The sequence below is a fragment of the Bradyrhizobium sp. HKCCYLRH3073 genome (genome assembly GCF_051167995.1).
Classification (GTDB): Bacteria; Pseudomonadota; Alphaproteobacteria; order Rhizobiales; family Xanthobacteraceae; genus Bradyrhizobium.
On the sequence record NZ_JBNPUD010000010.1, the window covers coordinates 159,332 to 183,254 of the forward strand.

The following is a 23,923-nucleotide window of genomic DNA, read 5'->3' on the forward strand; positions in this document are numbered from 1 at the left end:
ACACGCCTGGAGACCATCGCCCGCCGATGAAACGATCAAAAATTTCGTAGCGGGCGATTGTTTTGTAACATTGAACCGCAGAAACGTCAATATGGCTGACATAAATTTCTCGTCTCCGACGTTGAGCCCCGAGCTGCGCGCGGCCGAGCCGTCCGCAGGCGCCGGCGAGCCGCTGCGCTGGGACATCATCGAGCTCCTGTTCTTCGCGTATCGCGACTTCGTCGGCGATGCCGACCACGAGCTCGAAGCGTTCGGCTTCGGCCGCGCGCATCACCGCGTGATGCATTTCGTCACACGCTATCCCGGCCTCAAGGTCGCCGACCTGCTCGACGTTCTCCGCATTACGAAGCAGTCGCTCGGCCGCGTGCTCAAGCAGCTGCTCGACGAAGGCTACATCGTGCAGAAGACCGGCAACAACGACCGCCGCCAGCGCCTTCTTTTCGCCACGCCGAAGGGCGAGGCGCTGGTCGCCAGACTCGCCGGGCTGCAGACGCGGCGCATCGATCGCGCGCTGGAGCAGATCGGGCCTGCTGGCGCCGAGAAGGTCCGGCAGTTCCTGCGCGCGATGATCGATCGCGACGATCCGGACAAGGTGCTGGAAGCCATCTTCAAGACGCCTGTCGCCGCCGCCAAGGAGTGACCGTGACGATCGCTGCCATCGCCCCGCACCATCAGCAGACGCCGGCCGACGACGCACCGCATCTCCTGCTCGTCGACGACGACCGCCGCATCCGCGATCTCCTCTCGCGCTTCTTGCGCGGCGAGGGCTATCGCGTCACCACGGCGGCGAGCGCAAGCGATGCCCGCGCCAAGCTCACCGGGCTGCATTTCGATCTGCTGATCCTCGACGTGATGATGCCCGGCGAAAGCGGCTTCGACCTCGCCCGCTTCATCCGCACGCAATCCTCGGTGCCGATCGTGATGCTGACCGCGCGGACCGAGCCGGAGAGCCGCATCGAGGGACTGCAGCTCGGCGCCGACGACTACGTCGCAAAGCCGTTCGAACCAAGAGAGCTCGCGCTGCGCATCGGCAACATCCTCAAGCGGGCTGCGCCGCCGCCGGCGGAAGAGGTCGTCGAGCAGATCGGATTCGGCCCGTTCGTCTATCATCTGGCGCGCGGCGAGCTGAAGCAGGGCGAAGAAATCGTCCACCTCACCGACCGCGAGCGCGAGATGCTGCGCATCCTTGCCAATGCCCGCGGCGAGACAGTCCCGCGCGGCGCGCTGACCGGCAACGGCACCGTCAACGAGCGCGCCGTCGACGTCCAGATCAACCGCCTGCGCCGCAAGCTGGAGAGCGATCCGGCCAACCCGCTGTTCCTGCAGGCCGTGCGCGGCATCGGCTATCGGCTGATGGTGACGGGGTGAGATGAGAGTTCCGGACAATCGCTCCGAGACGTGTGCGTTTGCTCTCTCAGCGTCCTTGCGAGCGAAACGAAGCAATCCAGAGTCCCGCGATGACGCTGGATTGCTTCGCTTCGCTCGCAATGACGGCAGCGCCACCCGTGAGAGCAGATCCGCATGACCACGCTCGACACCGGCCTCACCCTCATCCGTACCGCCTCCCGCCGCGTGTCGCGCGCCAACAGCATCGTCGGCAACGCCTTCAAGGGCTGGATGCCGACCGGCCTGTATGCGCGCGCGCTGCTGATCATGATCGTGCCGATGGTGATCCTGCAGACGGTGGTCGCCGGCGTGTTCATGGAGCGGCACTGGAACACGGTGACGCGACGCCTCTCCGCCGCCGTGGTGCAGGACGTCGCTGCACTGATCGACATCTACAAGGGCTATCCGCAGGACAAGGACCGCACCATGCTGCGCCGGATCGCGCAGCAGCGGCTCAACCTCGTGGTCGACTTCCTGCCGGCCGGCGACATGCCGCCGCCCGGACCGAAGCCGTTCTTCAACCTGCTCGACCAGTCGCTGTCGAGCCAGATCGGCCGCCAGATCAGCCGTCCGTTCTGGATCGACACCGTCGGCCGCTCCAACCTGGTCGAGATCCGCATCGCGCTCGATGACGCCGTGATGCGCGTGTTCGCGCAGCGCGGCGCGGCCTATGCGTCGAACACCGACATCTTCCTGTTCTGGATGGTCGGGACGTCGTCGATCCTGCTGATCGTCTCGGTGCTGTTCCTGCGCAACCAGATCAAGCCGATCCTGCGCCTTGCCGATGCGGCCGAGAGTTTCGGCAAGGGCCGCGAGGTGCCGAACTTCCGGCCGCGCGGCGCGCGGGAGGTGCGACGCGCGGCGCATGCCTTCCTGGAGATGAAGGCGCGCATCGAGCGCACCCTCGAGCAGCGCACCGCGATGCTCGCCGGCGTCAGCCACGACCTGCGCACCATCCTGACGCGCTTCAAGCTGGAGCTGGCGCTGCTCGGCGACAGCCCCGAGATCGACGCCATGCGCAAGGATGTCGACGAGATGTCGCACATGCTGGAGGATTATCTGGCGTTCGCGCGCGGCGACAATGGCGAGATCGCGCAGCCGACCGACATCTCCAACGCGCTCGAGGAGCTGCGCAGCGACGCCGAGCGCAACGGCCATTCCGCCACGGTATCGTTCCACGGGCTGCCGGTGGTGACCGTGAAGCCGCAGGCGCTGAAGCGCTGCCTCGGCAATCTCGTCTCCAACGCCGCCCGCCATGCCGACGCGATCGCCATCACCGGCCATCGCGACCACCGCTATCTCACCATCACCGTCGACGACGACGGCCCCGGCATTCCCGCCGACATGCGCGAGGAGGTGTTCAAGCCGTTCCTGCGCCTGGACGACGCGCGCAACCAGGACGAAGGCGGCACCGGCCTAGGCCTTGCCATCGCGCGCGACATCGCGCGCTCGCACGGCGGCGACATCACGCTGGGTGACAGCCCGATGGGCGGCCTGCGCGCGAGCGTGCGGATCCCGGTGTAGATCGACGGTTCAGCTCATTCCTGCGCGATCACCGCGTCGAGCCACGCGCAGTTCAGCGGCGGAACGCGCGGGTCCGGCACGCGAACGCCGCGTGCAGCCGCGGAGAGGCGCATATCGCGCATGCGCTTGCGCGGCTCATCCGGCAAATACAAGCGCTCGTGTCCCCACAATGACGGACCATCGAAGGTCTCGTGCGGCCGCCAGGTCGCGGGATCGATCACCCGGCCGCCCCAGCCATATTCGATGAAGAAGCCGGAGGGCGTGTTGACGTAGAACGAGGTCATGTGGTCGTTGGTGTGACGTCCCAGCGTGTAGGCCACGCGCCCGTCCTCGAGCTGCGCCAGATCGTAGCCCTGGCCGACGTCGTCGAGACTGCCGAGCTCCACCATGAAATGATGCAATGTGCGGCGGCCGGAGCCGACCATCGCGAAGCTGTGGTGGCGGCCATTGACGTGGAAGAAATACAGCTTGTACGGCGTCAGGCCGAAATCGGACACCTGGAAGCCGAGCAGGTCGCGATAGAACGCCAGCAGCGGCTCGACCTCCTCGACGTTGAGCACGACATGTCCCATGCCGAGCGGCCCGGTGCGAAAGCCGGAGATCGGACGTCCCGGCCGGAACGGATCGGCGGCGACGGCCGCCCCCCAGAACACCTCGATCGTGTTGCCGGCGGGATCCTGAAAGCAGATCAGCTCGGTGACATGACGCTCGTCGGCCAGCGCCTGCGAACCACGGGCGACCTTCACGCCATTGTTCTCGACACGGCCGACGAGGCGCGCGAGCGCGGCGGCGTCGCCGACCTCCCAGCCCATGACGGCAAGCCCGTCATCACCGCTGCCATCGACGATCAGCCGCTGCTTGCGGTCGTCCATCCGATAGGCCTGCATCCCGGCGGCGCGATCGATGCGCTGCATTCCCAGGAGCTCGGTTGCCATCCGTCCCCACTGCTCCGCCTGGGACGACTTGATGCCGATGTAGCCGAGCGCCGTGATCTCCATCCTGTTTTCTCCCGAAAGGCGCGGGCCGAATTTCGTATCAGCTCCGCGCGGTCCTGCAGTAGACTGCCGCCCCTGCATCCGGCTCGCGTTCTCAAGACGCTATCGGCGGACGGAAACGAAGACCAGGGAGGATTTTCCAAGTGTCCAAGCAACGGACGCGATCTCCGCAAGCCCGTCCTGCGGAGGGTGTCCGCGCCTTCAAGCGGGGCCTCGACGTGCTGCGTGCGGTCAATCGGTCCGGCGGCATTCGCGCCGGCGACGTCGCCCGCCAGCTCGACCTGCCGCGGCCCACGGTCTATCGCCTGCTCGAAACACTCGAGGAACTCGGCTATGTCGCGCGCAGCGCCAGCGACGACCGCTTCCGGGTGACGCGCCACGCGCTGAGCCTCGGCGACGGCTATGATCCCGGCATCGTCATCTGCCAGGCCGCCGCGCCCTATCTCGCCGAACTCAGCCGCACCCTGGTCTGGCCGGTCGACCTGTCGACCTACGAGAACGGCGCGATGGTCATCCAGGAGACCACGCATGCGCGCAGCCCGCTCTCGATCGACCGCAGCATGATCGGCAGGCGCCTGCCGATGCTGCAGACCTCGGCCGGCCGCGCTTATCTGGCGGCCTGCCCGCCTGCGGAGCGCGACCTCATCATCCGCCACCTGCGGCGCATCGAGAATGCCGAGGACGTTCCTTTCCTGTCGCCCGAGCGGCTGCAGCGCATGATGAATGAAACGGCCCAGCGCGGTTACGCGATCCGCGACGAGGGCGAATTCAATCCGAAGACGTCGTCGATCGCGGTGCCGATCGTGCGGGACGACATCGTGTTCGGCTGCATCTCGATCATCTGGATCCGCTCCGCCATGACCCTGGAGGAGGCGGTCGCGCAGTACGCGGCGCCGCTGCGCGACACCGCAGCCGCCATTCCCGTCCAGCCTTGAGCGTCCGCTGGGCGGACAGTTCGTGACCGCGCCTTGAAGGTGCGAGGCGGTTGCGGAACAGATGCGACCATGAGCAACATGGCCGCACACTCCGGAAGCTTCGAGGTCGTCATCGTCGGCCGCGGGCCCGTCGGCTCGACGCTCGCCAACCTGCTCGGCCTGTGCGGCATCCGCACCCTGGTCCTGGAGCGCGAAGCCAAGGCTTATCACTTGCCGCGCGCAGTGCATTTCGATGACGAATGCATGCGCGTGTTCCAGACCATCGGTCTCGCCGACGCCATCCTGCCCCACATCACTTTAAGTCCCGGGATGCGCTTCGTCGATGCGGAGGGACGGTTGCTGCTGGACTGGCCGCGCCCCAGCGCGCCGACAGCGATGGGCTGGAATCTGAGCTACCGCTTTCACCAGCCCGATCTCGAAGCCGTGCTCAACAATGGACTCGAGCGCTGGCCTCATGTCGAGCTGCGCACGCGCTGTGATGTCTTCGCGCTCGAGCAGGACCAGGACGGCGCCCGCGTCCGCTACGAGGACCTCGCCAATGGCCGGCTGGTCGACATCTCCTGTGCCTATGTGGTCGGCTGCGACGGGGCACGCTCACTCGTGCGACGCTTCATCGGCTCGGCGCTGGACGATCTCGGCTTTCACGAACGCTGGCTGGTCTGCGACGTGCTGCTCAAAGAGGAACGGCCGGACCTCGGCGATTTCAGCGTCCAGCACTGCAACAAGCAGCGTCCCGCGACCTACATTCGCGGCACCGGCAACCGCCGACGCTGGGAAATTACGGTTCAGCCTGACGAAGACGCCGCCGAGATCACGCGGCCGGCGCGCGTGTGGGAGCTGCTCTCGCCCTGGCTCCGGCCCGCTGAGGCCGAGATCGAACGCGCCGCTGTCTACACCTTCCACTCAGCGGTGGCGCAGCAATGGCGCAGCGGACGGTTGCTGCTCGCAGGCGATTCCGCGCATCAGACCCCGCCCTTCCTCGGCCAGGGCATGTGTGCCGGCATTCGCGACGCCGCCAACCTCGCCTGGAAGCTGGCTCACGTGATTGCCGGAAAGGCAACGCCTGATCTTCTCGACACCTATCAGAGCGAGCGCGCCCCGCATGTGCGCGAGTTCATCGAGCTCGCGATCCGGCTGGGCGGACTCATCAATACCAAGGCGGTCGAGGCGGCGCTCGCGACCGGCACGGCACAGGGCGACGGCCAGCTCAAGCTCGACGTGCAGAAGCCGCTGCTCGGCCCGGGCCTGGCCTGCGGCGAACGCAGCATGACGGGACGGCTGGCGCCACAATTCCGCAGCCGCGATCACGGCCTCAGCGACGACCGTGTCGGCTATCGCTTCGCGCTGTTGTGCCGCTCAAGACTCGGTGCCGCAGTGATCGCGCAGCATCATGCCCGCCTCACGGAAGCTGACGTCGCCGTCATCTGCGGCGAGGACGCTGGCGGCCTCGACGGCTGGCTCGATCAGCACGGCTTCGACGCCGTGCTGGTGCGCCCTGACCGCTACATCCTGGGTGCCGTCCGCACGGGCGAAGATCCCGCGGCGCTGTTGTCAGGCCTCGCCTTCCTCGCACCGCTGCCGAGCGCGGCCTGAGCGTTTCCGTTCTTCTTGAGAGGGTTCACGTATGAAGCTGGTTTCCTTTGTCATCGACGGTCGCCCCGGCTACGGCGCGGTGAAGGGCGACGGTGTCGTCGACCTCGGCCGACGGCTGTCGTCGAAGAGCCTGCGTGCGCTGCTCGAGGCGGATGCGCTTCGCGACGCCGCCGCGCTGCTCGCCTCCGAACAGCCCGACTATCCGCTCGCTGCGATCGCCTTCGCGCCCGTCATTCCCGATCCCGGCAAGATCATCTGCGTGGGACTGAACTATCGCGACCACGTCGCCGAGACCGGACGAACGGTCACCGAGAAGCCCGCGCTGTTCGCGCGCTTTGCGACCAGCCAGGTCGGCCATCTGCAGCCGATCGTTCGCCCTGATGTCTCCGATCATTTCGACTACGAGGGCGAGCTCGCGCTCGTGATCGGGACAGCCGGCCGGCATGTCCGGCGCGAGGACGCGCTCACGCACATCGCCGGCTATTCCTGCTACAATGAAGGCAGCATCCGCGACTGGCAGCGCCATACGTCGCAATTCCTGTCGGGCAAGACCTTCGACCAGTCCGGCGCGTTCGGCCCCTGGCTCGTCACCGCCGACGAAATTCCCGACCCGTCCAGGCTGACGCTGCAGACCCGCCTCAATGGCGAGACCGTGCAGCGGACCACCACGGACCTGCTCATCACCGACGTGCCTGATCTGATCGTCTATTGCTCGGAGATCATGACCTTGCTGCCGGGCGACGTGATCGTCACCGGCACGCCGGGAGGCGTCGGCTTCAAGCGCACCCCGCCACTGTTCATGAAGCCCGGCGATACGGTCGAGGTCGAGATCTCGGGCATCGGCGTACTGCGCAATCCCGTGGCCGCCGAACCGGCGGCCTGACGTCTCCGCCTCGCGGAACCGCGCGGCGCACCAACCAAACACGACATAACAAACAAAGTCGTTGAATCCGGGGAGGATCATCATGTCGCGACGTCTCACAGCGGGCATCGCCGCGCTGTTGCTGCTTGCAGGCTCATCCGCGCAGGCGGACATCAAAGGGAAAGCCATCCGGATTGGCGTGCTCACCGACATGACCGGCATCTTTGCGACCGCGATGGGGCCCGGCTCGGTGGAAGCGGCACGGATGGCCGCAGAGGAATTCGGCGGCAACATCAACGGCAGGCCGATCGAGATCCTTCAGGCGGACCACCAGAACAAGCCGGATATCGCGGTCGCGATCGCCCGGCGCTGGTTCGAACAGGACGGCGTGCAGGCGATCGCGGACGGCGGCAGCTCCGGCGCGGCGCTCGGCGTCCAGGAGCTGGTGCGCAGCAACGGCAGGATCTTCCTCGTCTCGGGGGCCGGCGCCAACCAGCTCACCGACGAGGCGTGCGCGCCGACCTCGGTGCAATGGACGCACGACGCCTATTCGACCGCCACCGCCGTCGTCTCGGGCATCATGCAGACCAGCAAGGAGCCGTGGTTCTTCATCACCGGCGACTATGCGTTCGGCCATTCGGTCGAGGCGACCGCGCGCGCCCGCATCGCCGAGCTCGGCGGCACGGTCGCCGGCAGCGTCAAGGCGCAGCTCGGCACGCCGGATTACGGCTCGTTCCTGTTGCAGGCCCAGGCCTCCGGCGCCAAGATCCTGGCGCTCAACGTCGCCGGCGACAATGCCACCGCCATCAAGCAGGCCGAGGAATTCGGGCTTGCGGCGCAGGGGATCAAGATCGTGCCGATGTCGTTCCAGAACGTCGACATCGAAGCCATCGGCCTCAAGGCGACGCAGGGCGATCTCATCGTCACCAGCTTCTTCGAGGACGCCTCCCCCGCCGCGCGCCGCTTCTCCGACGCGTTCTACGCGCGCCGCAAGGCGATGCCGTCACAGATCCAGGCCGGGGTTTATTCGGCCGTGCGGCACTATCTGCAGGCGGTGAAGGATGCGGACAGCGACGACGGCGCAACGGTGATGGCGAAGATGAAATCCACACCGGTCTCGGACGCCTATGCGGACCACGGTCAGATCCGCGACGACCAGCGCATGGTGCACGACCTGTACCTCGTCCAGGTCAAGACTCCCGCCGAATCGAAGGGCCCCTGGGACTTCGTCAAGCTGGTGACGAAGATCGCCCCCGATCAGGCGTTTCGTCCGCTCGACCGCAGCAAGTGCGGCCTGGTCGGCAAGTGAGCACATGAGCGACTACACATGATTCCGGACGATCAGCACGCCGTCATCATCACCGCCGCGGGCGGCCCGGAGGTCCTGTCAGAGCGACAGGACTGGCCGGTCCCGCGGCTCGGCCCCGACGACGTCCTGATCGAGGTCGCCGCCGCCGGCATCAACCGTCACGACTGCAACCAGCGCGCTGCCGGGCCATCGCGGGAGCCCAATCCCATACCGGGATTGGAAGCCTCGGGGCGCATCGTGGCCTGCGGCGCCGACGTTTCCCCGGAACGGCTGGGTCAAGCGGTGATGGCGCTGACCGACGGCGGCTCCTACGCGCAATACGTCGCCACCGATCAGCATCTTGCGCTGGACCTGCCGAGCAGCCTCGACTGGATCCAGGGCGCCGCCCTGCCCGAGGCGCTGTTCACGACCTGGTTCAACTTCTTCGAGCTGATGCGCATGGCGCCCGGCGAGACCACCCTGATTCACGGCGGCAGCAGCGGCGTCGGCACGATCGCGATCCAGCTGCTGCGCGCGCTGGGACATCCCGTCATGGCCACCGCCGGCACCGCGGAGAAGCGCGCCCTGGCACTCAGGCTCGGCTGCAGCGCCGTGTTCGACTATGCCGATCCCGATCTCGCCGAGCAGATCCGCGCGGCGACGGGGACGCGCGGGGTCGACTGCATCCTCGACACCTCCGCCGGCGCTCACATCGCCCAGGACCTTGCGGCGCTCGCGATGGGCGGACGGATCGCCCAGCTCTCGGCTGGACAGGGCAAGGAGCTGGCGGTGCCGCTGCGCAGCCTGATGGTGCGCCGGGCCAGCATCACCGGCGCGTTCCTGCGGTCGACGTCGCTCGATCTCAAGCGGCGCATCGCGACCGAGCTGCGGCAGCGGATCTGGCCTCTTCTCGGAACGGCCATTCGGCCGCACATCGACAGCACCTATCGCCTGTCCGAGGCGGCCGCTGCGCATGCCCGCATGGAGACGGGCCGGCACATCGGGAAGATCGTGCTTTGCGTCCGCGAATGAGCGACGATCCACGTCGCTGCGCCCATCACGCGCAACGAGCGCCCGCCTACTGCTTCACGCCCGGGATCAGGGCCTTCAGCTTGGCCATGTCCTTGACGTTCATCTTCATGCCGCCGGGCATCACGATGTCCCCGGGCTTCTGGTCGGGCTTGCAGGCGCCGAGCCACTTGGCCTCGATCGTCATCGCGGTGTCCTTCACCCCGGTGCCGGCGGCGCCGCCCGTGACGCGCGACATCGTCTTCACCGTATAGGCCGAGTTGAAATCGCCGGTGATGTCGGCATGCGACGTCGTATTGATGCCGCCGAAATTGCAGACCGAATCGGAGACGTAGCCGGTCGCGGTTTTCTGGATGTCCTGCTTGGAGCAGACCTGCTGCGCCATCGGAGAGGCGAAGTTGTTCATCTCCTTGTCGGTGGCCGCGTCGGTGCAGTGCTGTATCGTCGCCTCCGGCAGCTGACCGCCGGATCTGATCATCTTCAGCTCCCACAGGCCGGCCTTGCGCACCGGCAGGTCGACGGCCCGAGCCTCATGGCTCGCGGTCACGCCCAGGAGGCAGCAGGCCAACAGCCCGATTGCGATGCGTGTGCAGGTCATGTGCCCCCGTTCCGGCTCGTTGATCGATGCCAGAGCGAATGCCGCCAAAAGATGGCAATTAGGAGAACGGCAGTTGATGGAAGGTCAGTAGAGCGTCCGCAGCGGCCGCTGCGCCGAGCCGTACGGTACCCAGCGGCAGGAGAACGAGACGTAGCCGCCGTAGCGCGCATCGACGGCGCCGAACTTCGCGACCTTGCCGTAGGAGGCGCAGTGGTCGACCGCGAGCTGGCGCGCATCCGTGGTCTGGGCCAGCTGATAGGCGATGATGCCGCCGGTGTCATTGCCCTTGAAGGGCGGCACCACGTCGGCCTGGGCGGACGCGGCAACCAGAACCATCCCAGCGGCCACGAGGCCTGCAGTCTTCACGAATCCGGCCATCAGCGTCCGCATTGCATTCTCCTCGATCTGGCCTGCCATTCTAAAGGTCCCGTGCGGTCAAGAAAAGAACACCGGCCCCGGGTTAACAGGACTAATCGTGGAGTGTTGCCGCGTTGCACTTGACCTCCTGTGGCCACCGCGGCACGGTCCACGCTCCCGGATCAGCCTTGCGGACGGCCCATGCGCGACTTCAGCTCAGCTTTCAAGACGTTCGGTGCCGCATGCGGCGCGCTGCTCGCGGTCGCGACCGCGCCGGCCCAGGCGGCCAACCCGCTCGAGATGAACTTCTGGCTGTCCGGCCCGAAATATGACGGCCGGGTCGCGCCTTGCGAGGCGGCCATTCCGACCATCGTCTCGCGATTCCAGGACAAGGAGAGCACCTTCTGGAATTCCTCGCTGACGATTACCGGCGTCGCCAATGTCCATGAGATCGCCTTCCGGCCCTGGCAGTCCGACAACATCCCGCGCCGCTTCTGCACCGGCAGCGTGATGATCAGCGACGGCAAGGCGCGCACCGTCAACTTCTCGATCATCGAGGATGGCGGCTTCGCCGGCTATGACCAGGGCGTCGAGTTCTGCGTCGTCGGCCTCGATCGCAACTGGGCCTTCAATCCGGCCTGCCGCGCCGCCAAGCCCTGATTCGCCTTTCCCGGCGCATCGCCCGCTCGCGCGAGCGGCCAGCTGACCAATGGCTGCCTCGGGGCAGCCATTTTTGTTCTTGAAATGTTCCCGCGCGCTGGTAGGCTCCTGGCATTGTCCGGGGAGTATGCCATGTTCGATTGCCTGCGCCGACCTGCCGTCCTGTTGTCCAGAACGATCGCCTGCTTTGCCCTCTTGCTCGGTGTGCTCGCGGCTGGCTCCGCCGCGGCGCAGGACCGGCGCCAGAATGCGCCGGGCGCGTTCGACTTCTACGTTCTCTCGCTGTCGTGGTCGCCCTCGTACTGTGCCGAGGCGGAGGAGCGCGGCGGCCGCGGCAGCCGGTCCCAACAGTGCACCGGCCGGCCCTACTCGTTCGTCGTGCACGGGCTGTGGCCGCAATACGAGAACGGCTACCCCGAATATTGCGAGCAGCCGGCGCCGCGCCTGCCGCGCAACATCATGACCTCGATGCTCGACCTGATGCCGGCGCCGGGCCTGATCTACAACGAGTGGGACAAGCACGGCACCTGCGCCGGCATGTCGGCGAAGGCCTATTTCGAAGCCATCCGCAAGGCGCGGGCCGCCATCAAGATCCCGCCGGAATTTCTCGATCTCGCGGAAGCCAAGACAGTGGCGCCGGCGGCGGTTGAGGAAGCCTTCATCAAGGCCAACCCCAAGCTCACGACATCGGGCATTGCCGTCACCTGCAATCGCACCCGGCTGAGCGAGGTCCGGATCTGCCTGTCGAAGGACCTCGAGTTTCGCAATTGCGACGAGATCGACCGGCAGGCCTGCCGGCGCGACGAGGTCAACATGCCGCCGGTCCGCGGCGGCTAGCGACTGCGAATCGGGCGACCGCAGCGCGTCGGCCTGCGGCGCCTGTTGCGGCGGCGATGATCCGCGGCTCTCCGAAAGGGCATCCGGCGCATCGACGGGGTACCCTTTTGACGCGGAACGGCGTAACCCGGACGGCATGAACTACCGACACGCCTTTCACGCCGGCGGCTTCGCCGACGTCATCAAGCACATCGTGCTGACGCGCATCCTGGTCTACCTCCAGGAGAAGCCCGCTGCATTCCGGGTGATCGACACCCATGCCGGCGCTGGCCTGTACGATCTCACCGGCGACGAGGCGACCCGCAGCGGCGAGTTCCTCACCGGCATTGCCCGCCTGCTGCAGGCGCGGCTGTCGGATCAGGTCTATGCGCTGGTCCAGCCCTATCTGGATATCGTCCGATCGTTCAATCCGACGGCCGAGCTCGTCGCCTATCCCGGCTCGCCGCTGATCGCGCGCGCGCTGCTGCGGCCGCAGGACCGCATGACCCTGTGCGAGCTGGCGCCGATCCCCCGCAAGCAGCTGATCGATCAGTTGCGCCGCGACACCCAGGCCCGCGTCGTCGATCTCGACGGCTGGGTCGCCCTGCCCGCCTTCGTGCCGCCGAACGAGCGCCGGGGCGTGGTGCTGATCGATCCGGCGTTCGAGGCGAAGGATGAGTTCGAGCGGCTCGCCGACCGCTTTGCCGCGGCCTTCGCGAAGTGGACCACCGGTATCTACGTGCTTTGGTATCCCGCCAAGAGCCGACGCGCGACGGAAGAGCTGAGCGATCGCGTCGCGGCGCTCGCGGCCGCGGCCAAGCCGCCCGGCAAGGTGCTGCGGATCGAGTTCAGTGTTGCGCCGCAAATCGAAGGCGAGGCGCTGACCTCGACCGGACTGCTGATCGTCAACCCGCCCTGGACATTGCATGACGAGCTGAAGCTCATCCTGCAGGAACTGCAGAAGCCGCTCGGCCAGGGCGGCGCGGCGCGCTTCCGAATCGAATTCCCCAAAGCTTGAAACGGCTACTGGTCGAAAAGCCGTAGTCAATCGGCGCGGAACCGTATTATTGTGTCCGATTGTAAGACTGGCTTTACGTTCCGCTTCCGCGAATGGTTGCGGCGGGGTGATCAAGGCCTAACAAGATCCGGCGATCCGGCGCGGCGAGCGCTGGGCGTTAAGGTGGCCAACGCTTTCCGATCAAAGTGATGTCCGGTCGGACGCTGCGCAGGGCGCGCAGTGGAGGAAGCATTGCGGGGGAGGAGTTTCCCGATGGCCATGACTGGGACGGTCAAGTTCTTCAACGGTGAACGCGGCTACGGCTTCATCAAGCCGGACGACGGTGGACGCGACGTGTTCGTGCACATCACGGCGGTGGAGCGCGCGGGCCTGAAGGACCTGACCGAAGGACAGCGGATCAGCTTCGAGGTCGAGCCGGACAAGAAGGGCAAGGGCCCGAAAGCGGTGAACCTGGTGCTATCGTCTTAGGACGAGCCCGCCTGGCGGTCGTTCGCGCGCCGGCGTGATTGCAACCGGACGCGCCTCGACGCCACCTCTTCGTTGGTTTGGAAGCTGTCGGCAGCGCCTGTTTGCGTGCACAGCATTGCCGGCTCGTACGTGCAGGCCGCGCGCGATGATGCACGATTGCACGGAGCGCTCCGACAAAAAAATCCCGGCCGCGCGAGCGGCCGGGAGGTTGTCGTTGGACGTTTCTTCTTCCTATTCCCTCGTTGCCATCAGAAGTGGAAGTTGATGCCTGCGCGCACAATTCCAAACCGATAGTCGTTCTTCGCCCCCGTGATCACGAAATTGCTGCTGTCGAGATCGACGTAGAGATACTCGATCTTGGCGGTCCAGTTCTGCGCCAGGCCGAACTCGGTGCCGGCGCCGAGCGTCCAGCCCACCGTGGTGTGCGATTCCGAAAGACCGAAGGTCTCGGCGCGCAGGCCGCCAAAGGCGAGGCCGCCGGTGCCGTAGAACAGGATGTTGTTGAAGGCGTAGCCGGCGCGGCCGCGCAAGGTGCCGAACCACGGGTTGGAGAACTTCCACGGCGCGAAGGTGTCGTTGGCGCCGGTCAGGTTGATGTCGCCCTCGGCGCCGAACACCCACGGGCCGTTCTGCCAATTGTAGCCCGCGGTCAGGCCGCCGGTGAGACCGGACGGCTTGGTCGGGTTGTTGCCGACGGTGCCCCATTCATAGCCCAGCGTGCCGCCGAGATAGGGGCCGGCCCAGCTGTAGGCGTTGAGGGGCTGGTTGACGGTGTAGGGCGCGCCGCGCCCGTAGCCGAGGTCCGCCGCCTGCGCCGAGACCGATCCGAGAGCCGCCGCGCCCAAGCCCGCCGCGGCGGCAGCACCGACCAAGAACCTGTTCATCGCTCACTCCACGCCACTCGCCGTCACCCGCCGGAGCATGCGCCGCGCGACTGTGCTGCGCGGGCCGGCGTGGTTACGGAACTCTCGCTTCTTTCGTGAGCATTTATCGAGAGTTTTAGGTTAAGCCGTTGTTAAGCCGGGTTACCCGGCCATTAACGTGCTTAACGGAGCGTTACCGCCCTGCCCTGTGCATGGCGCGATCGCAAGCTGGCGAGACGGCGCGGCAGCGCTTAATTTGCGGACATGACCACCCACAGCTCCGATCCACCCAAGGCGCCGACGCCCCCGAGCCGGCGTGGCGCCACGGCCGACCTGCCACCCGAGGCCATCGACACGCCCGATCTCGACCCCGCCGCCTCGGCTGCAGACGAGGACGATGACGGCCGGCTGCCGGAGCTGGCCGAGGAGAGCCTGGAGGCGGTCGGGGAAGGCCCGCTCGCGATCGGCCACGCGGCGATCGAGAACGCGGTGCGGCTGGCGCCGACCTCGCCCGGCGTCTACCGCATGCTCAACGCGGCGCATGACGTGCTCTATGTCGGCAAGGCCAAGAACGTCAAAAAGCGCCTGTCGTCCTATGCGCGTGCCAACGCGCCGCTGCCGGCGCGCATCCTGCGCATGATCGCAGCCACGGTGACCGTCGAGATCGTCTCCACCACCACGGAGACCGAGGCGCTGCTGCTCGAAGCGAACCTCATCAAGCAGCTCAAGCCGCGCTTCAACGTGCAGCTGCGCGACGACAAATCGTTCCCTTACATCCTCATCACCGGCGACCATTGGGCGCCGCAAATCCTCAAGCACCGCGGCGCGCAGTCCAGGCCGGGGCGCTATTTCGGTCCGTTCGCCTCGGCCGGTGCCGTCAACCGCACCATCACGGCGCTGCAGCGCGCCTTCCTGATCCGCTCCTGCACCGATTCGTTCTTCGAGAGCCGTACCCGCCCCTGCCTGTTGCACCAGATCCGCCGCTGCGCCGGTCCCTGCACCCAGGAGATCGATTTCTCCGGCTATACCGAGCTGGTGCGCGAGGCGACCGACTTCCTGTCCGGCCGCAGCCAGGCTGTGAAGGCGCTGCTGGCGAGCGAGATGGAGAAGGCGTCGAGCGAGCTCGAATTCGAGACCGCGGCCGTCTATCGCGACCGTCTCGCCGCACTGTCGGCGATCTCCTCCCAGCAGGGCATCAACCCGCGCACGGTCGAGGAAGCCGATGTGTTCGCCATCCACCAGGAGGGCGGCTATTCCTGCGTCGAGGTGTTCTTCTTCCGCACTGGCCAGAACTGGGGCAACCGCGCCTATTTCCCGCGCGCCGAGAAGACGTTCACACAAGAGGAGGTGCTGTCCGCGTTCCTGTCGCAGTTCTACGACGACAAGCCGCCGCCGAAGCTGATCCTGCTGTCGCATGAGATCGAGGAGGCCGAGCTGCTCGCCGAGGCGCTCTGCGTCAAGGCCGGCCACAAGGTCGAGGTGTCCTGTCCGAAGCGCGGCGAGAAGAAGGACCTGGTCACTCACGCGCTGACCAATGCGCGCGAGGCGCTCGGCCGCAAGCTCGCGGATACCGCGACCCAGAGCCGCCTGCTGGAGGCGATGACGACCACGCTCGGCCTGCCGCAGGTGCCGAAGCGCATCGAGGTCTACGACAACAGCCACATCCAGGGCACCAACGCGGTCGGCGCGATGATCGTCGCCGGCCCCGACGGCTTCATGAAGAACCAGTACCGCAAGTTCAACATCCGGTCGGAAGGGCTGACGCCCGGCGACGACTACGCGATGATGAAGGAGGTGCTGCAGCGCCGCTTCAAGCGGCTGGTGTCACCGTCGGAGAAGGATGTCGCCCGCGCGGCCAAGGAGGACGACGTGCCGCAATGGCCCGATTTCGTCATCATCGATGGCGGCCGCGGCCAGCTCAATGCCGTCCGCGAGATCTTCACCGAGCTCGGCGTCACCAATGTCGCGCTGATGTCGGTCGCCAAGGGCCCCGATCGCGACGCCGGCCGCGAGACCTTGTTCATCCCGGAGCGGGAGGCGATCAAGCTCGAGCCGCGCGACCCCGTGCTGTATTTCATCCAGCGGCTGCGCGACGAGGCCCATCGCTTCGTCATCGGCTCGCACCGCAAGCTGCGCAAGAAGGACATCCGCGAGGCCGGCCTGCAGGAGATCCCCGGCATCGGCCCGTCGCGCAAGCGCGCGCTGCTGCACCACTTCGGCACGCTCAAGGAGATCGAGCGCGCCTCGATCGCCGACCTCGGCAAGGTGCCGGGAGTGTCAGCCGAAAGCGCCCGCAAGATCTTTGAGTATTTTCACAGCAACGCCAGTTGAAGGACGCCTTCTGCGCTCGCGCCGGCCTCTCAGAACGGCTTGACGACGACGAGCACGGCGATCGCAGCGGTGCTGCCGACGATCAATGGCGGCATGTGAGACGGCCAGCGCGCCGCCGGCGTCTCTGACCGCGAGAGCCGTCGCAGCGTTCCCGCGAGCACGCCGTGCAGCGCAGACAGCGCGACCACGATGCCGAGCTTGATCGTCAGCCAAAGCGCGCCGAACCATTGGCCCTGCATGGCGAGTGCGAGGCCTGCGCCCCACACGACGAGCATGGCCGGCGTCGTGACACGCCGGTCCCAGCGGCTGACGATCTCGACCATGGTGGCGGCACCAGCCGCTTCTGCCATGGTCGCAGCCGCCGCGATGGTGATCGCTGCGGCCAGCAACCCGCCGCTCCAGCACAGTACGGCGGCGACGTGCAGCGCCTTGAGCCACTCGACCATCATGGCGCCGCCAGCAGCATCTCGCGTCGCGCCAGGACGCGGGCATTGACGAAGCCGCCGAACGGCACGAACGCAGCCATTGTCATCCGGACGATCTCCGTTCTCGACCAGCCGCCGCCGGCTGCGAGCTGGATGAGCATCCAGATGTAGCCCATGAAAGCGAGGCCGTGGACAGGACCCATGATCCTGGTGGCGACGGCGAAGCCGGCAAAGTGCTTCAGCGGCACCGCCACCAGCACCAGCAGCAGCAATGTGCTGCCTTCGACGAGCGAGACTGCGCGCATCCGCTTCAACAGCGACAGCTCCTCGGCCTGATGTTGAGTGGTCATCATTCGACCTCCTTCAGCACCTTCTCGACCTGGGTGAGCCGCAGCTCGATCTGCCCCAGACTGCCCTTGAGGGCGGCGAGCAGCTCTGCACTCGTCTCCTGCGCTCGAACGGCTCGCTCGGTCAGCGCGCGGAAGCCCTCCTCCGTCGCGACCTGCCGTCCGGCCTGCCGGACCGCCGCAAAATACTTCATCGCAAACACCAGGATGATGGTGACAAGGACGAGGATCGTGACGAGCAGGAAGATGGCGGCTTTGTCAGCCATGTTGGTCTCCTTCCGGTTTGATGGAGGATGGAACGACGGACAGCGTCTCCGCTGCTTTGGCGATCGAGGACGGCGTCAGGGCGATCTCGAAGGGAGCAACCTCGAAGTAGTTCAGCGCCTTGCCGTCGGCGGAGAGCTCCAACCGGCTGGTGACCAGCCCCGCCTCTTCGAGCTTGCGCAAATGAAGGTGCAGCAATGGCCGGCTGATGCCGAGCTCGCGGGCCAACTGGCTGACATAGGTGCGCCCCCGGGCCTGCAAAGCAGCCACCACCCGCAACCGATGCGGATTGGCCAACGCTGCCAGCCTGTCCAGCAGTTGATCGCCTTCAGTGGGCATACGTCGCGGCTCTCCACCTGTAAGGATATTATTACAGGTTAGGTCCGCTCCCGTCAACTTTACGATACATCTGTCAGGAAAAAATTTCGATTTCCATATATTTACCCGGACAAAAATAAGCTCTACATGAGCTGAGCCCACCTCACTTTGGAGCGACACCTCATGACCCCCGATCAGCGCAAGGCGGCGGTCGCCGCCTACAAGGAGCGCAAGAGCCCTGCCGGCATCTTTGCCGTCACCTGCGCCGCCACCGGCGCGCGCTGGATCGGCTGCGCGCCGGACCTCGACAAGATCCAGAACCGTCTGTGGTTCACCCTGCGCCAGGGCGGCCATCGCCGCGGCGGGCTGCAGGCGGCCTGGGCCGCCCATGGCGAAGGGTCGTTCAGCCTGGAGGTGATCGAGACCTTCGACGACGAAACGCTGGCCTATGTGCGCGATCGCGTGTTCGCGGAACGGCAGGCGCATTGGTGCGCGGTTCATGGGGCCGAGGCGATCTGATCACCGGCGGCATTCGGGCCGCTGTCATTGCACCGCAATAAGACCGATCGGCGCGCCCACCGCGGCACGCCGATCTCCCCACTGGCGCGACCGCGTGCGGTTGCTTAAGGAAGCGTTACCGCTCTTTGTATCGGGGCGGGAGAGTTCCTATCTCCGCAAGACTTCGTTGCGAACAGCGTCATATCTGCGTCATCCTGCCGAAGCGGCTCGGCTCGGAGGTTGACGTCCGAACGGCGGCAGTATTGGTACACCGGATGAATATTGCGACCACACGCGTGCCCAGCAAGACGTCGACGTCCCTGCCGAACATCCTGACCTATACGCGCATCGCCGCGATACCGGTCGTGGTCGGCTGCATCTACGCGCAGTCGGTCTGGATGTATCCTTTGTGGCTCCGCTGGGTCGCCGTTGCGGTGTTCATTGCGGCTGGGATCACCGACTATCTCGACGGTCATTTCGCGCGGATCTGGAACCAGCAATCGGCATTCGGCCGTATGCTCGACCCGATCGCGGACAAGCTTCTGGTCGCCTCCTGTCTGCTGATGCTGGCCGCCGACAGCACCATCCAGAACTGGTCGCTGTGGGCGGCCATTGTGATCCTGTGCCGCGAGATCCTGGTGTCGGGCCTGCGCGAATATCTCGCCGCGCTGCGCGTCTCGGTGCCGGTGACCAAGGTCGCCAAATGGAAGACCACGATGCAACTGGTGGCGATCGGCTTCCTGCTCGCGGGCGAGGCCGGCGATGCGGCGGTCGCCCAGATCTCGACGTCCGTGGGTCCGATCGTGAGCGGGATCGGAATCTGGCTGCTCGGTTTGTCGGCGGTCTTCACCATCTACACCGGCTACGACTATTTCCGCGCCGGCATCCACCACCTCATCGAGGCAGACTCGCGATGAAGGTGAAGTATTTCGCCTGGGTGCGTGAGCGCGTCGGCAAGGCCGAGGAGACGATCGAGCCGCCGGCGGACGTGCGCACGGTCAGCGAGCTGATCGCCTGGCTCACCACGCGCGGCGAGGGCTACGCCTATGCGTTCGAGAAGCCGAAGGTGATCCGCACCGCGATCGACCAGACCCATGTGCAGCCGGATACGGCCATCGCCGGCGCCCGCGAGATCGCGTTCTTCCCGCCGATGACCGGCGGCTGACGCAACGGAAGATCCGTCCATGACCGCGATCGTCACCGTCCGGGTGCAGCAAGAGGATTTCGACACCGCGGCCGAGATCGCAGCCCTCAGCCATGGCCGCACCGACATCGGCGCCGTCGTCAGCTTCTCCGGCCTGTGCCGCGGCAACGACCATGACACGCCGATCACCGCGCTGACGCTCGAGCATTACCCGGGCATGGCGGAGGCCGAGATCATGCGGCACACCGAGCAGGCGATGGCGCGCTGGCCGCTGCAGGGCCTGACCGTGATCCACCGCTTCGGCCGGATACGGCCGGGCGAGAACATCGTGCTGGTGGTGACCGCCTCCAGCCACCGTCAGGCGGCGTTCGAGGCGGCTGAGTTCCTGATGGATTATCTCAAGACCAACGCGCCGTTCTGGAAGCGCGAGGAAACCAATGATGGCGGCAGCTGGGTCGAGGCCAAGAGCCACGACGATGCCGCCGCGGCGCGCTGGAAGTCGTGATGGCGAAGAAGGTCAAGACGGCAGCGCCGCGCAAGGCGGCGGCGCCGAAGCTGCCGAAGGTCAATGCGGGCGAGCTGGTCAGCCTGCTCGACTATCTGCGCTACGCGGTGAGCTGCTTCCAGGACGCCGATCTGGTGTTTGCGCACGGCACCACCGATCCGGTGTCGGAGGCCGCCTTCCTGATCGGCGAGGCGCTGCATCTGCGCCCCGATCAGTTCGAGAGCTTCGTCACGGCCCGGGTCACCGCGGCCGAAGGCAAGATGATCCTCGACCTGATCACGGCCCGAATCACCACGCGAAAGCCGGCGGCCTATCTGGTCAACAAGGTCTACATGCGCGGCCTGCCGTTCTACGTCGACGAGCGCGTCATCGTGCCGCGCTCGTTCATCGGCGAGCTGCTGGAGACGCATTTCGGCGGCGCCGAGGCCGATGGCACCTCGCTGATCGATGATCCGCTGGCCGTGGACAGCGTGCTGGACCTCTGCACCGGCTCTGGCTGTCTGGCGATCCTGGCCAGCCGCCACTTCCCCAATGCGGTGATCGACGCCGTCGACATCTCCAGGGACGCGCTCGCGGTCGCCGCGAAGAACGTCGCCGACTACGACCTCGGCGAGCGCATCTCGCTGCACCGCGGTGACCTGTTCGCACCGCTCAGCCAGCGCCGCTACGATTTGATCATCACCAACCCGCCCTATGTCGACGCCGAGGGCATGGCCGGCCTGCCCCGGGAATGCCGCGCCGAGCCGGCGCTGGCCTTCGACGGCGGCACCGACGGGCTCGACATCATCCATCGCATTCTCAGCCAGGCCCGCGACCATCTGACTGCGGAGGGCGGATTGTTGTGCGAGGTCGGGCGCGACCGTCCGCAGATCGAGGCGGCCTATCCCGACCTGCCGCTGCTCTGGCTCGACACCGAGGACTCCGAGGGCGAGGTGTTCTGGATCACCGCGCGCGATCTCGTGTGACGCGCGACCCATTCACCTCCCCCCTTCGAAAACCGTCGGGGAGAGGTGAACCTCCGCTGCCGCGCGAATCGAACCCCATCCACCAGTCAATTCAGGCTATTGGCCGGTGGACACGGTGCCCGTGTGACGCGGATTTGCCGCGGACCGTGCCGCTTGCGGCGCAAGCATGCAGCTGATCGAGCCCACGGTGTTGCCGCCATACTGGACAAAGCCCGCGGGGGTCGGCGGCGAATGCGGCGCGCTGATCGGCAGGTAGATGTAGCAGACGGTGCCGTCGGCCGGATCGCGCCAGCGCTGCACGATGGTGTCCTGCAGCGGGCCTGCGAACTGCCGCTCGAGCTGCATCCGCGGCATCGTCGCCCATTGTGACGATTGCTGCGGCTGCGCCTGAGGCGGCGGCGGGAATTGCGGCTGCTGCGGTTGTTGTTGCTGTTGGACTTGCTGCGGCGGCTGAGCCGCTGGTGGCCGTTGCGGCTGCGAGGCCTGCTGCGCCTCGGCGGCGCGCGTCCCCAGTCCGACAAGCAGCGCGACCCCTGCGATCAGCAGCGCACGGAACAGCGGTCGATCTACCATGCGATCTGCATCCCGACCCGTCCGCCGAACTGGCTCGTATCAGTCCGCATGCCGTAGCTGGCCGAGCCGGAGACGACGATGTTGTCGCTCACCCGCGCCAGCGCGGTCATCGCCACCGCGCTCTGGCCGGCGAAGGTGCCGTAATTGGCGGCCACCGCAAACCGTTTGTTGTCCGGCAGGAAGCCGCCGCCCATCGCCATGGCCATCGCGATCCCCGAATTGACGTGGGTGATCTGGGTCTGCAACCCGCTGACCTGCGACTGCAATCCACCGATCTGCGCCTGCAACGCCCCGATCTGCGACTGGACGCCGCTCGCAACGCTGCTCAGCTGCGAGACGTTGACCGCATCGGTCGGCGAGATGCCGGCGGCGACATTGGTCAGCCGCCGCTCGTTGCCGGCGGAGCCGAACGACACGGTGTTGGGCGCGCTCGCCACCGAGTTCTGGCCGATCGCGACGGAGTTCGCCGCAACGGCATTGGCGCCGCTGCCGATCGCGACGTTGCCTGCGGCCCCGACCTGGGCGCCCGCGCCGTACACGGCAGCATTGGCGTAGTTGTTGTCGGTGGCGTTGGGGCCGACCACCACGGAGTTCGGCGCTGAGATCGCATTGGTGCCAATCGCGACCGCATTCACGCCGTTCGCCTGCGCACCGTTGCCGAGCGCGACAGCGCTCGTCCCATTCGCGGTGCTGGCGACGCCGACGGCCACGCTGTTGTCGCCGATGGCCTGGCTGTTGACGCCGGTCGCGGTGCTGAGTACTCCGGATGCCGTGCTGAAGGCGCCACTCGCCGTGCTGAAGGCACCGCTGGCCTTGCTGGAGGCACCGGTCGCCGTGCCGTGGTCGCCGCTCGCCGTACTGAACGCCCCGCTCGCGGTACCGGAATCGCCACTCGCGTTGCTCAGAACCCCGAGTGCCGTCCCATTCATTCCGGCCGCGTTGCTAAACACGCCGAGCGCGACGGCGTTGCTTGCGCTTGCCGTGCTGCTACGGCCGATCGCGATCGCCGAAACCCCCGTCACCGTCGTGCCATTGCCGATGGCCACTGCATCGGTCGCATTGACCGTCCCGCCATTGCCGAGCACGGCGGAGCCGGCGGCGCTCGCCGTGGCGGCGATGGCGTTGTTCGAGCCCACCACGTTGACGTTATCGCCCCAGCCGGCTGTACCGGCGCCGGCATTGGTCGCCGTATTCACATTGTTGTTGTTGCCGAGCACGAAGGTGCCATTACCGTTGATCGTGCTGGGATCGCCGATCGCAAAGCTGCCGGTGCCGACCACATTCTGCCCGGTGCCGATCGCGCCGCTCTTCGCTCCGAGCACCGTGTTCGATGCGCCGACCGCTATGCTGCCATCGCCGGTGACCGCACTGGAATAGCCAATCGCAAGCCCACTCTGGCCCAGCACCTGCGCATTGAAGCCGAGTGCGGTGGCGTTGCCGCTATCGGCGCCAATGAGGGCTTGGCTGCCGATTGCAATGCTGTTGGCAGAGTTGGCATCGACGAACGCCGCCAAGGTCCTCGTGCCGGTGATGTTACCTCCGCCGATCGCGATGGAGTTCGCGGAGGTCGCCGCCGCATAGGTCCCTATAGCGGCCGAGAACGTACCGGACGCAAAGCTCTGAGCGCCAAAGACGGTGCTGGAGTTGCCTACGGCTCTTGCGGAATAGCCCACTGCGGTGGCGTAGCCGTTCGAAATTGTCGCGTAGCCGATCGCCATCGCCCCGTCGCCTGCCGCTTGGCTGATAGCGCCGACGGCGAGGGTGCCATAGCCGCCCGCGATGGCTGACGGACCGATTGCCGTGCTGAAGGCGCCGTCGGCCGTAGCCTGCGGTTTAGGAACGGGACCGAAGGTTGCCTCGCCACAGGCAAAGGAAAAAGCGCCGTTGGCGATACCGGCGTTCGGCGCGCATGCAAAATTTTGCGCTTGCGCGGACCGCGCCGCCAACAGGGCCGATGCTAGCAAAAGGGCGATCGCAACGCCGCTGGACTGCACCGACCGGATCCCGATGCGCCGCGGCCGCGACGCGGCACGAAAGGCGCTCGACATCAGGCCACCCTTGGCTGCCGCAACTGCACAGGCTGCAGCACGCCTCGACGGACCAGCCCCAGCGACTGCAATCCTTGAAATTACGGGACGCATTCAGCACGACTCCACAACGA

General features: G+C 66.5%; 28 protein-coding genes. 18 read left to right on the top strand and 10 right to left on the bottom strand.

Annotated features, from left to right (window positions below):
* Nucleotides 1–91 precede the first annotated feature (91 nt).
* The 3 genes from ACQR1X_RS23240 (at nucleotide 92) to ACQR1X_RS23250 (ending at nucleotide 2,910) form a co-directional block, all read left to right on the top strand.
* Nucleotides 92–640 (top strand): MarR family winged helix-turn-helix transcriptional regulator, encoded by a 549-nt coding sequence (locus tag ACQR1X_RS23240; protein WP_434863880.1) that lies wholly within the window; start codon nucleotides 92–94, stop codon nucleotides 638–640.
* On the top strand, nucleotides 637–1,368 hold the full coding sequence (locus ACQR1X_RS23245) for a response regulator (protein WP_434863879.1): 732 nt from the start codon (nucleotides 637–639) through the stop codon (nucleotides 1,366–1,368). The genes ACQR1X_RS23240 and ACQR1X_RS23245 overlap by 4 nt, the downstream gene beginning before the upstream one ends.
* Nucleotides 1,369–1,521: 153 nt before the next feature.
* Nucleotides 1,522–2,910, top strand: a complete 1,389-nt coding sequence (locus ACQR1X_RS23250; RefSeq protein WP_316183195.1) for an ATP-binding protein — start codon at nucleotides 1,522–1,524, stop codon at nucleotides 2,908–2,910.
* 14 nt (nucleotides 2,911–2,924) lie between these two features.
* Here ACQR1X_RS23250 and ACQR1X_RS23255 read toward each other — a convergent pair whose 3' ends face one another.
* A complete protein-coding gene (locus ACQR1X_RS23255) occupies nucleotides 2,925–3,908 on the bottom strand; it encodes a VOC family protein (protein WP_434899652.1) in 984 nt (327 codons plus the stop codon).
* Between the two features lie 140 nt (nucleotides 3,909–4,048).
* On the opposite strand from ACQR1X_RS23255, the gene ACQR1X_RS23260 reads away from it, so the two are divergent.
* From ACQR1X_RS23260 to ACQR1X_RS23280, 5 genes are all read left to right on the top strand, one after another.
* Nucleotides 4,049–4,840, top strand: coding sequence for a DNA-binding transcriptional regulator (locus tag ACQR1X_RS23260; protein WP_434863877.1), 792 nt, complete (start codon nucleotides 4,049–4,051; stop codon nucleotides 4,838–4,840).
* A gap of 69 nt (nucleotides 4,841–4,909) precedes the next feature.
* Complete coding sequence (locus ACQR1X_RS23265) at nucleotides 4,910–6,433, top strand: bifunctional 3-(3-hydroxy-phenyl)propionate/3-hydroxycinnamic acid hydroxylase (RefSeq protein WP_434899653.1); 1,524 nt, start codon at nucleotides 4,910–4,912, stop codon at nucleotides 6,431–6,433.
* Nucleotides 6,434–6,464: 31 nt separating this feature from the next.
* Nucleotides 6,465–7,316 (top strand): fumarylacetoacetate hydrolase family protein, encoded by an 852-nt coding sequence (locus tag ACQR1X_RS23270; protein ID WP_434899654.1) that lies wholly within the window; start codon nucleotides 6,465–6,467, stop codon nucleotides 7,314–7,316.
* An 82-nt stretch (nucleotides 7,317–7,398) separates the two neighbouring features.
* Nucleotides 7,399–8,604, top strand: a complete 1,206-nt coding sequence (locus ACQR1X_RS23275; RefSeq protein ID WP_434899655.1) for an ABC transporter substrate-binding protein — start codon at nucleotides 7,399–7,401, stop codon at nucleotides 8,602–8,604.
* Between the two features lie 18 nt (nucleotides 8,605–8,622).
* Nucleotides 8,623–9,615, top strand: coding sequence for an NAD(P)H-quinone oxidoreductase (locus ACQR1X_RS23280; RefSeq protein WP_434899656.1), 993 nt, complete (start codon nucleotides 8,623–8,625; stop codon nucleotides 9,613–9,615).
* 46 nt (nucleotides 9,616–9,661) lie between these two features.
* Here the strand turns inward: ACQR1X_RS23280 and ACQR1X_RS23285 are convergent, their stop codons facing one another.
* Both ACQR1X_RS23285 and ACQR1X_RS23290 read right to left on the bottom strand, forming a co-directional pair.
* Entirely contained in the window at nucleotides 9,662–10,210 is a 549-nt protein-coding gene (locus tag ACQR1X_RS23285; RefSeq protein WP_315801960.1) for a DUF3617 domain-containing protein, read from the bottom strand.
* Nucleotides 10,211–10,294: 84 nt separating this feature from the next.
* Nucleotides 10,295–10,600: a hypothetical protein gene (locus tag ACQR1X_RS23290; protein WP_316236974.1), complete on the bottom strand. Its 306-nt coding sequence runs from the start codon at nucleotides 10,598–10,600 to the stop codon at nucleotides 10,295–10,297.
* A gap of 168 nt (nucleotides 10,601–10,768) precedes the next feature.
* On the opposite strand from ACQR1X_RS23290, the gene ACQR1X_RS23295 reads away from it, so the two are divergent.
* The 4 genes from ACQR1X_RS23295 to ACQR1X_RS23310 all read left to right on the top strand — a co-directional run bounded on the left by ACQR1X_RS23295 (nucleotide 10,769) and on the right by ACQR1X_RS23310 (nucleotide 13,529).
* Nucleotides 10,769–11,227, top strand: coding sequence for a hypothetical protein (locus ACQR1X_RS23295; RefSeq protein WP_315801959.1), 459 nt, complete (start codon nucleotides 10,769–10,771; stop codon nucleotides 11,225–11,227).
* A 132-nt stretch (nucleotides 11,228–11,359) separates the two neighbouring features.
* Complete coding sequence (locus ACQR1X_RS23300; protein WP_316183202.1) at nucleotides 11,360–12,064, top strand: ribonuclease T2; 705 nt, start codon at nucleotides 11,360–11,362, stop codon at nucleotides 12,062–12,064.
* A 136-nt stretch (nucleotides 12,065–12,200) separates the two neighbouring features.
* Nucleotides 12,201–13,061, top strand: coding sequence for a 23S rRNA (adenine(2030)-N(6))-methyltransferase RlmJ (locus tag ACQR1X_RS23305; protein WP_315801957.1), 861 nt, complete (start codon nucleotides 12,201–12,203; stop codon nucleotides 13,059–13,061).
* A 252-nt stretch (nucleotides 13,062–13,313) separates the two neighbouring features.
* Nucleotides 13,314–13,529 (top strand): cold-shock protein, encoded by a 216-nt coding sequence (locus ACQR1X_RS23310; RefSeq protein ID WP_006612991.1) that lies wholly within the window; start codon nucleotides 13,314–13,316, stop codon nucleotides 13,527–13,529.
* Nucleotides 13,530–13,777: 248 nt separating this feature from the next.
* On the opposite strand, the gene ACQR1X_RS23315 is transcribed toward ACQR1X_RS23310, so the two are convergent.
* Nucleotides 13,778–14,413, bottom strand: a complete 636-nt coding sequence (locus tag ACQR1X_RS23315; protein WP_315713602.1) for an outer membrane protein — start codon at nucleotides 14,411–14,413, stop codon at nucleotides 13,778–13,780.
* A gap of 243 nt (nucleotides 14,414–14,656) precedes the next feature.
* On the opposite strand from ACQR1X_RS23315, the gene uvrC reads away from it, so the two are divergent.
* Complete coding sequence (uvrC, locus tag ACQR1X_RS23320; protein WP_434899657.1) at nucleotides 14,657–16,723, top strand: excinuclease ABC subunit UvrC; 2,067 nt, start codon at nucleotides 14,657–14,659, stop codon at nucleotides 16,721–16,723.
* A 29-nt stretch (nucleotides 16,724–16,752) separates the two neighbouring features.
* Here the strand turns inward: uvrC and ACQR1X_RS23325 are convergent, their stop codons facing one another.
* Genes ACQR1X_RS23325 through ACQR1X_RS23340 form a run of 4 tightly spaced genes read right to left on the bottom strand, consistent with a single transcriptional unit; the run spans nucleotide 16,753 to nucleotide 18,098 of the window.
* On the bottom strand, nucleotides 16,753–17,172 hold the full coding sequence (locus ACQR1X_RS23325; RefSeq protein WP_434845684.1) for a CopD family protein: 420 nt from the start codon (nucleotides 17,170–17,172) through the stop codon (nucleotides 16,753–16,755).
* Nucleotides 17,169–17,501 (bottom strand): DUF3817 domain-containing protein, encoded by a 333-nt coding sequence (locus ACQR1X_RS23330; RefSeq protein WP_315801954.1) that lies wholly within the window; start codon nucleotides 17,499–17,501, stop codon nucleotides 17,169–17,171. Before ACQR1X_RS23330 ends, ACQR1X_RS23325 begins: the two co-directional genes overlap by 4 nt.
* On the bottom strand, nucleotides 17,498–17,761 hold the full coding sequence (locus ACQR1X_RS23335; protein ID WP_315801953.1) for a hypothetical protein: 264 nt from the start codon (nucleotides 17,759–17,761) through the stop codon (nucleotides 17,498–17,500). The genes ACQR1X_RS23330 and ACQR1X_RS23335 overlap by 4 nt, the downstream gene beginning before the upstream one ends.
* The gene (locus ACQR1X_RS23340; protein ID WP_315801952.1) at nucleotides 17,754–18,098 is read right to left on the bottom strand and encodes an ArsR/SmtB family transcription factor; all 345 of its coding nucleotides are present in this window, start codon (nucleotides 18,096–18,098) and stop codon (nucleotides 17,754–17,756) included. The genes ACQR1X_RS23335 and ACQR1X_RS23340 overlap by 8 nt, the downstream gene beginning before the upstream one ends.
* A 162-nt stretch (nucleotides 18,099–18,260) precedes the next feature.
* Between ACQR1X_RS23340 and ACQR1X_RS23345 the strand changes: the two genes are divergently transcribed.
* From ACQR1X_RS23345 to prmB, 5 genes are all read left to right on the top strand, one after another.
* Nucleotides 18,261–18,596, top strand: a complete 336-nt coding sequence (locus ACQR1X_RS23345; RefSeq protein ID WP_434839405.1) for a GIY-YIG nuclease family protein — start codon at nucleotides 18,261–18,263, stop codon at nucleotides 18,594–18,596.
* A 254-nt stretch (nucleotides 18,597–18,850) separates the two neighbouring features.
* A complete protein-coding gene (gene pgsA / locus ACQR1X_RS23350; RefSeq protein WP_434839406.1) occupies nucleotides 18,851–19,492 on the top strand; it encodes a CDP-diacylglycerol--glycerol-3-phosphate 3-phosphatidyltransferase in 642 nt (213 codons plus the stop codon).
* Nucleotides 19,489–19,740, top strand: coding sequence for a molybdopterin converting factor subunit 1 (gene moaD / locus ACQR1X_RS23355; RefSeq protein ID WP_315801950.1), 252 nt, complete (start codon nucleotides 19,489–19,491; stop codon nucleotides 19,738–19,740). The genes pgsA and moaD overlap by 4 nt, the downstream gene beginning before the upstream one ends.
* 19 nt (nucleotides 19,741–19,759) lie before the next feature.
* Complete coding sequence (locus ACQR1X_RS23360; RefSeq protein ID WP_315801949.1) at nucleotides 19,760–20,224, top strand: molybdenum cofactor biosynthesis protein MoaE; 465 nt, start codon at nucleotides 19,760–19,762, stop codon at nucleotides 20,222–20,224.
* A complete protein-coding gene (gene prmB / locus ACQR1X_RS23365) occupies nucleotides 20,224–21,189 on the top strand; it encodes a 50S ribosomal protein L3 N(5)-glutamine methyltransferase (RefSeq protein ID WP_315801948.1) in 966 nt (321 codons plus the stop codon). Before ACQR1X_RS23360 ends, prmB begins: the two co-directional genes overlap by 1 nt.
* A 96-nt stretch (nucleotides 21,190–21,285) precedes the next feature.
* On the opposite strand, the gene ACQR1X_RS23370 is transcribed toward prmB, so the two are convergent.
* Nucleotides 21,286–21,762 carry a hypothetical protein gene (locus ACQR1X_RS23370; RefSeq protein WP_434899658.1) on the bottom strand — a complete coding sequence of 159 codons (477 nt, stop codon included), beginning with the start codon at nucleotides 21,760–21,762 and terminating at the stop codon, nucleotides 21,286–21,288.
* The gene (locus ACQR1X_RS23375) at nucleotides 21,756–23,810 is read right to left on the bottom strand and encodes a YadA family autotransporter adhesin (protein WP_434885753.1); all 2,055 of its coding nucleotides are present in this window, start codon (nucleotides 23,808–23,810) and stop codon (nucleotides 21,756–21,758) included. Before ACQR1X_RS23375 ends, ACQR1X_RS23370 begins: the two co-directional genes overlap by 7 nt.
* Nucleotides 23,811–23,923 lie beyond the last annotated feature (113 nt).

Bases quoted from the DNA above. Each gene is read 5' to 3' on its own strand.
- ACQR1X_RS23240 (WP_434863880.1), top strand. From the start codon at position 92: ATGGCTGACATAAATTTCTCGTCTCCGACGTTGAGCCCCGAGCTGCGC.
- ACQR1X_RS23250 (WP_316183195.1), top strand. From the start codon at position 1,522: ATGACCACGCTCGACACCGGCCTCACCCTCATCCGTACCGCCTCCCGC.
- ACQR1X_RS23255 (WP_434899652.1), bottom strand. From the start codon at position 3,908: ATGGAGATCACGGCGCTCGGCTACATCGGCATCAAGTCGTCCCAGGCG.
- ACQR1X_RS23265 (WP_434899653.1), top strand. From the start codon at position 4,910: ATGAGCAACATGGCCGCACACTCCGGAAGCTTCGAGGTCGTCATCGTC.
- ACQR1X_RS23270 (WP_434899654.1), top strand. From the start codon at position 6,465: ATGAAGCTGGTTTCCTTTGTCATCGACGGTCGCCCCGGCTACGGCGCG.
- ACQR1X_RS23275 (WP_434899655.1), top strand. From the start codon at position 7,399: ATGTCGCGACGTCTCACAGCGGGCATCGCCGCGCTGTTGCTGCTTGCA.
- ACQR1X_RS23280 (WP_434899656.1), top strand. From the start codon at position 8,623: ATGATTCCGGACGATCAGCACGCCGTCATCATCACCGCCGCGGGCGGC.
- ACQR1X_RS23285 (WP_315801960.1), bottom strand. From the start codon at position 10,210: ATGACCTGCACACGCATCGCAATCGGGCTGTTGGCCTGCTGCCTCCTG.
- ACQR1X_RS23290 (WP_316236974.1), bottom strand. From the start codon at position 10,600: ATGCGGACGCTGATGGCCGGATTCGTGAAGACTGCAGGCCTCGTGGCC.
- ACQR1X_RS23295 (WP_315801959.1), top strand. From the start codon at position 10,769: ATGCGCGACTTCAGCTCAGCTTTCAAGACGTTCGGTGCCGCATGCGGC.
- ACQR1X_RS23300 (WP_316183202.1), top strand. From the start codon at position 11,360: ATGTTCGATTGCCTGCGCCGACCTGCCGTCCTGTTGTCCAGAACGATC.
- ACQR1X_RS23305 (WP_315801957.1), top strand. From the start codon at position 12,201: ATGAACTACCGACACGCCTTTCACGCCGGCGGCTTCGCCGACGTCATC.
- ACQR1X_RS23310 (WP_006612991.1), top strand. From the start codon at position 13,314: ATGGCCATGACTGGGACGGTCAAGTTCTTCAACGGTGAACGCGGCTAC.
- ACQR1X_RS23315 (WP_315713602.1), bottom strand. From the start codon at position 14,413: ATGAACAGGTTCTTGGTCGGTGCTGCCGCCGCGGCGGGCTTGGGCGCG.
- uvrC (WP_434899657.1), top strand. From the start codon at position 14,657: ATGACCACCCACAGCTCCGATCCACCCAAGGCGCCGACGCCCCCGAGC.
- ACQR1X_RS23325 (WP_434845684.1), bottom strand. From the start codon at position 17,172: ATGATGGTCGAGTGGCTCAAGGCGCTGCACGTCGCCGCCGTACTGTGC.
- ACQR1X_RS23330 (WP_315801954.1), bottom strand. From the start codon at position 17,501: ATGATGACCACTCAACATCAGGCCGAGGAGCTGTCGCTGTTGAAGCGG.
- ACQR1X_RS23335 (WP_315801953.1), bottom strand. From the start codon at position 17,761: ATGGCTGACAAAGCCGCCATCTTCCTGCTCGTCACGATCCTCGTCCTT.
- ACQR1X_RS23340 (WP_315801952.1), bottom strand. From the start codon at position 18,098: ATGCCCACTGAAGGCGATCAACTGCTGGACAGGCTGGCAGCGTTGGCC.
- ACQR1X_RS23345 (WP_434839405.1), top strand. From the start codon at position 18,261: ATGACCCCCGATCAGCGCAAGGCGGCGGTCGCCGCCTACAAGGAGCGC.
- pgsA (WP_434839406.1), top strand. From the start codon at position 18,851: ATGAATATTGCGACCACACGCGTGCCCAGCAAGACGTCGACGTCCCTG.
- moaD (WP_315801950.1), top strand. From the start codon at position 19,489: ATGAAGGTGAAGTATTTCGCCTGGGTGCGTGAGCGCGTCGGCAAGGCC.
- ACQR1X_RS23360 (WP_315801949.1), top strand. From the start codon at position 19,760: ATGACCGCGATCGTCACCGTCCGGGTGCAGCAAGAGGATTTCGACACC.
- prmB (WP_315801948.1), top strand. From the start codon at position 20,224: ATGGCGAAGAAGGTCAAGACGGCAGCGCCGCGCAAGGCGGCGGCGCCG.
- ACQR1X_RS23370 (WP_434899658.1), bottom strand. From the start codon at position 21,762: ATGGTAGATCGACCGCTGTTCCGTGCGCTGCTGATCGCAGGGGTCGCG.
- ACQR1X_RS23375 (WP_434885753.1), bottom strand. From the start codon at position 23,810: ATGTCGAGCGCCTTTCGTGCCGCGTCGCGGCCGCGGCGCATCGGGATC.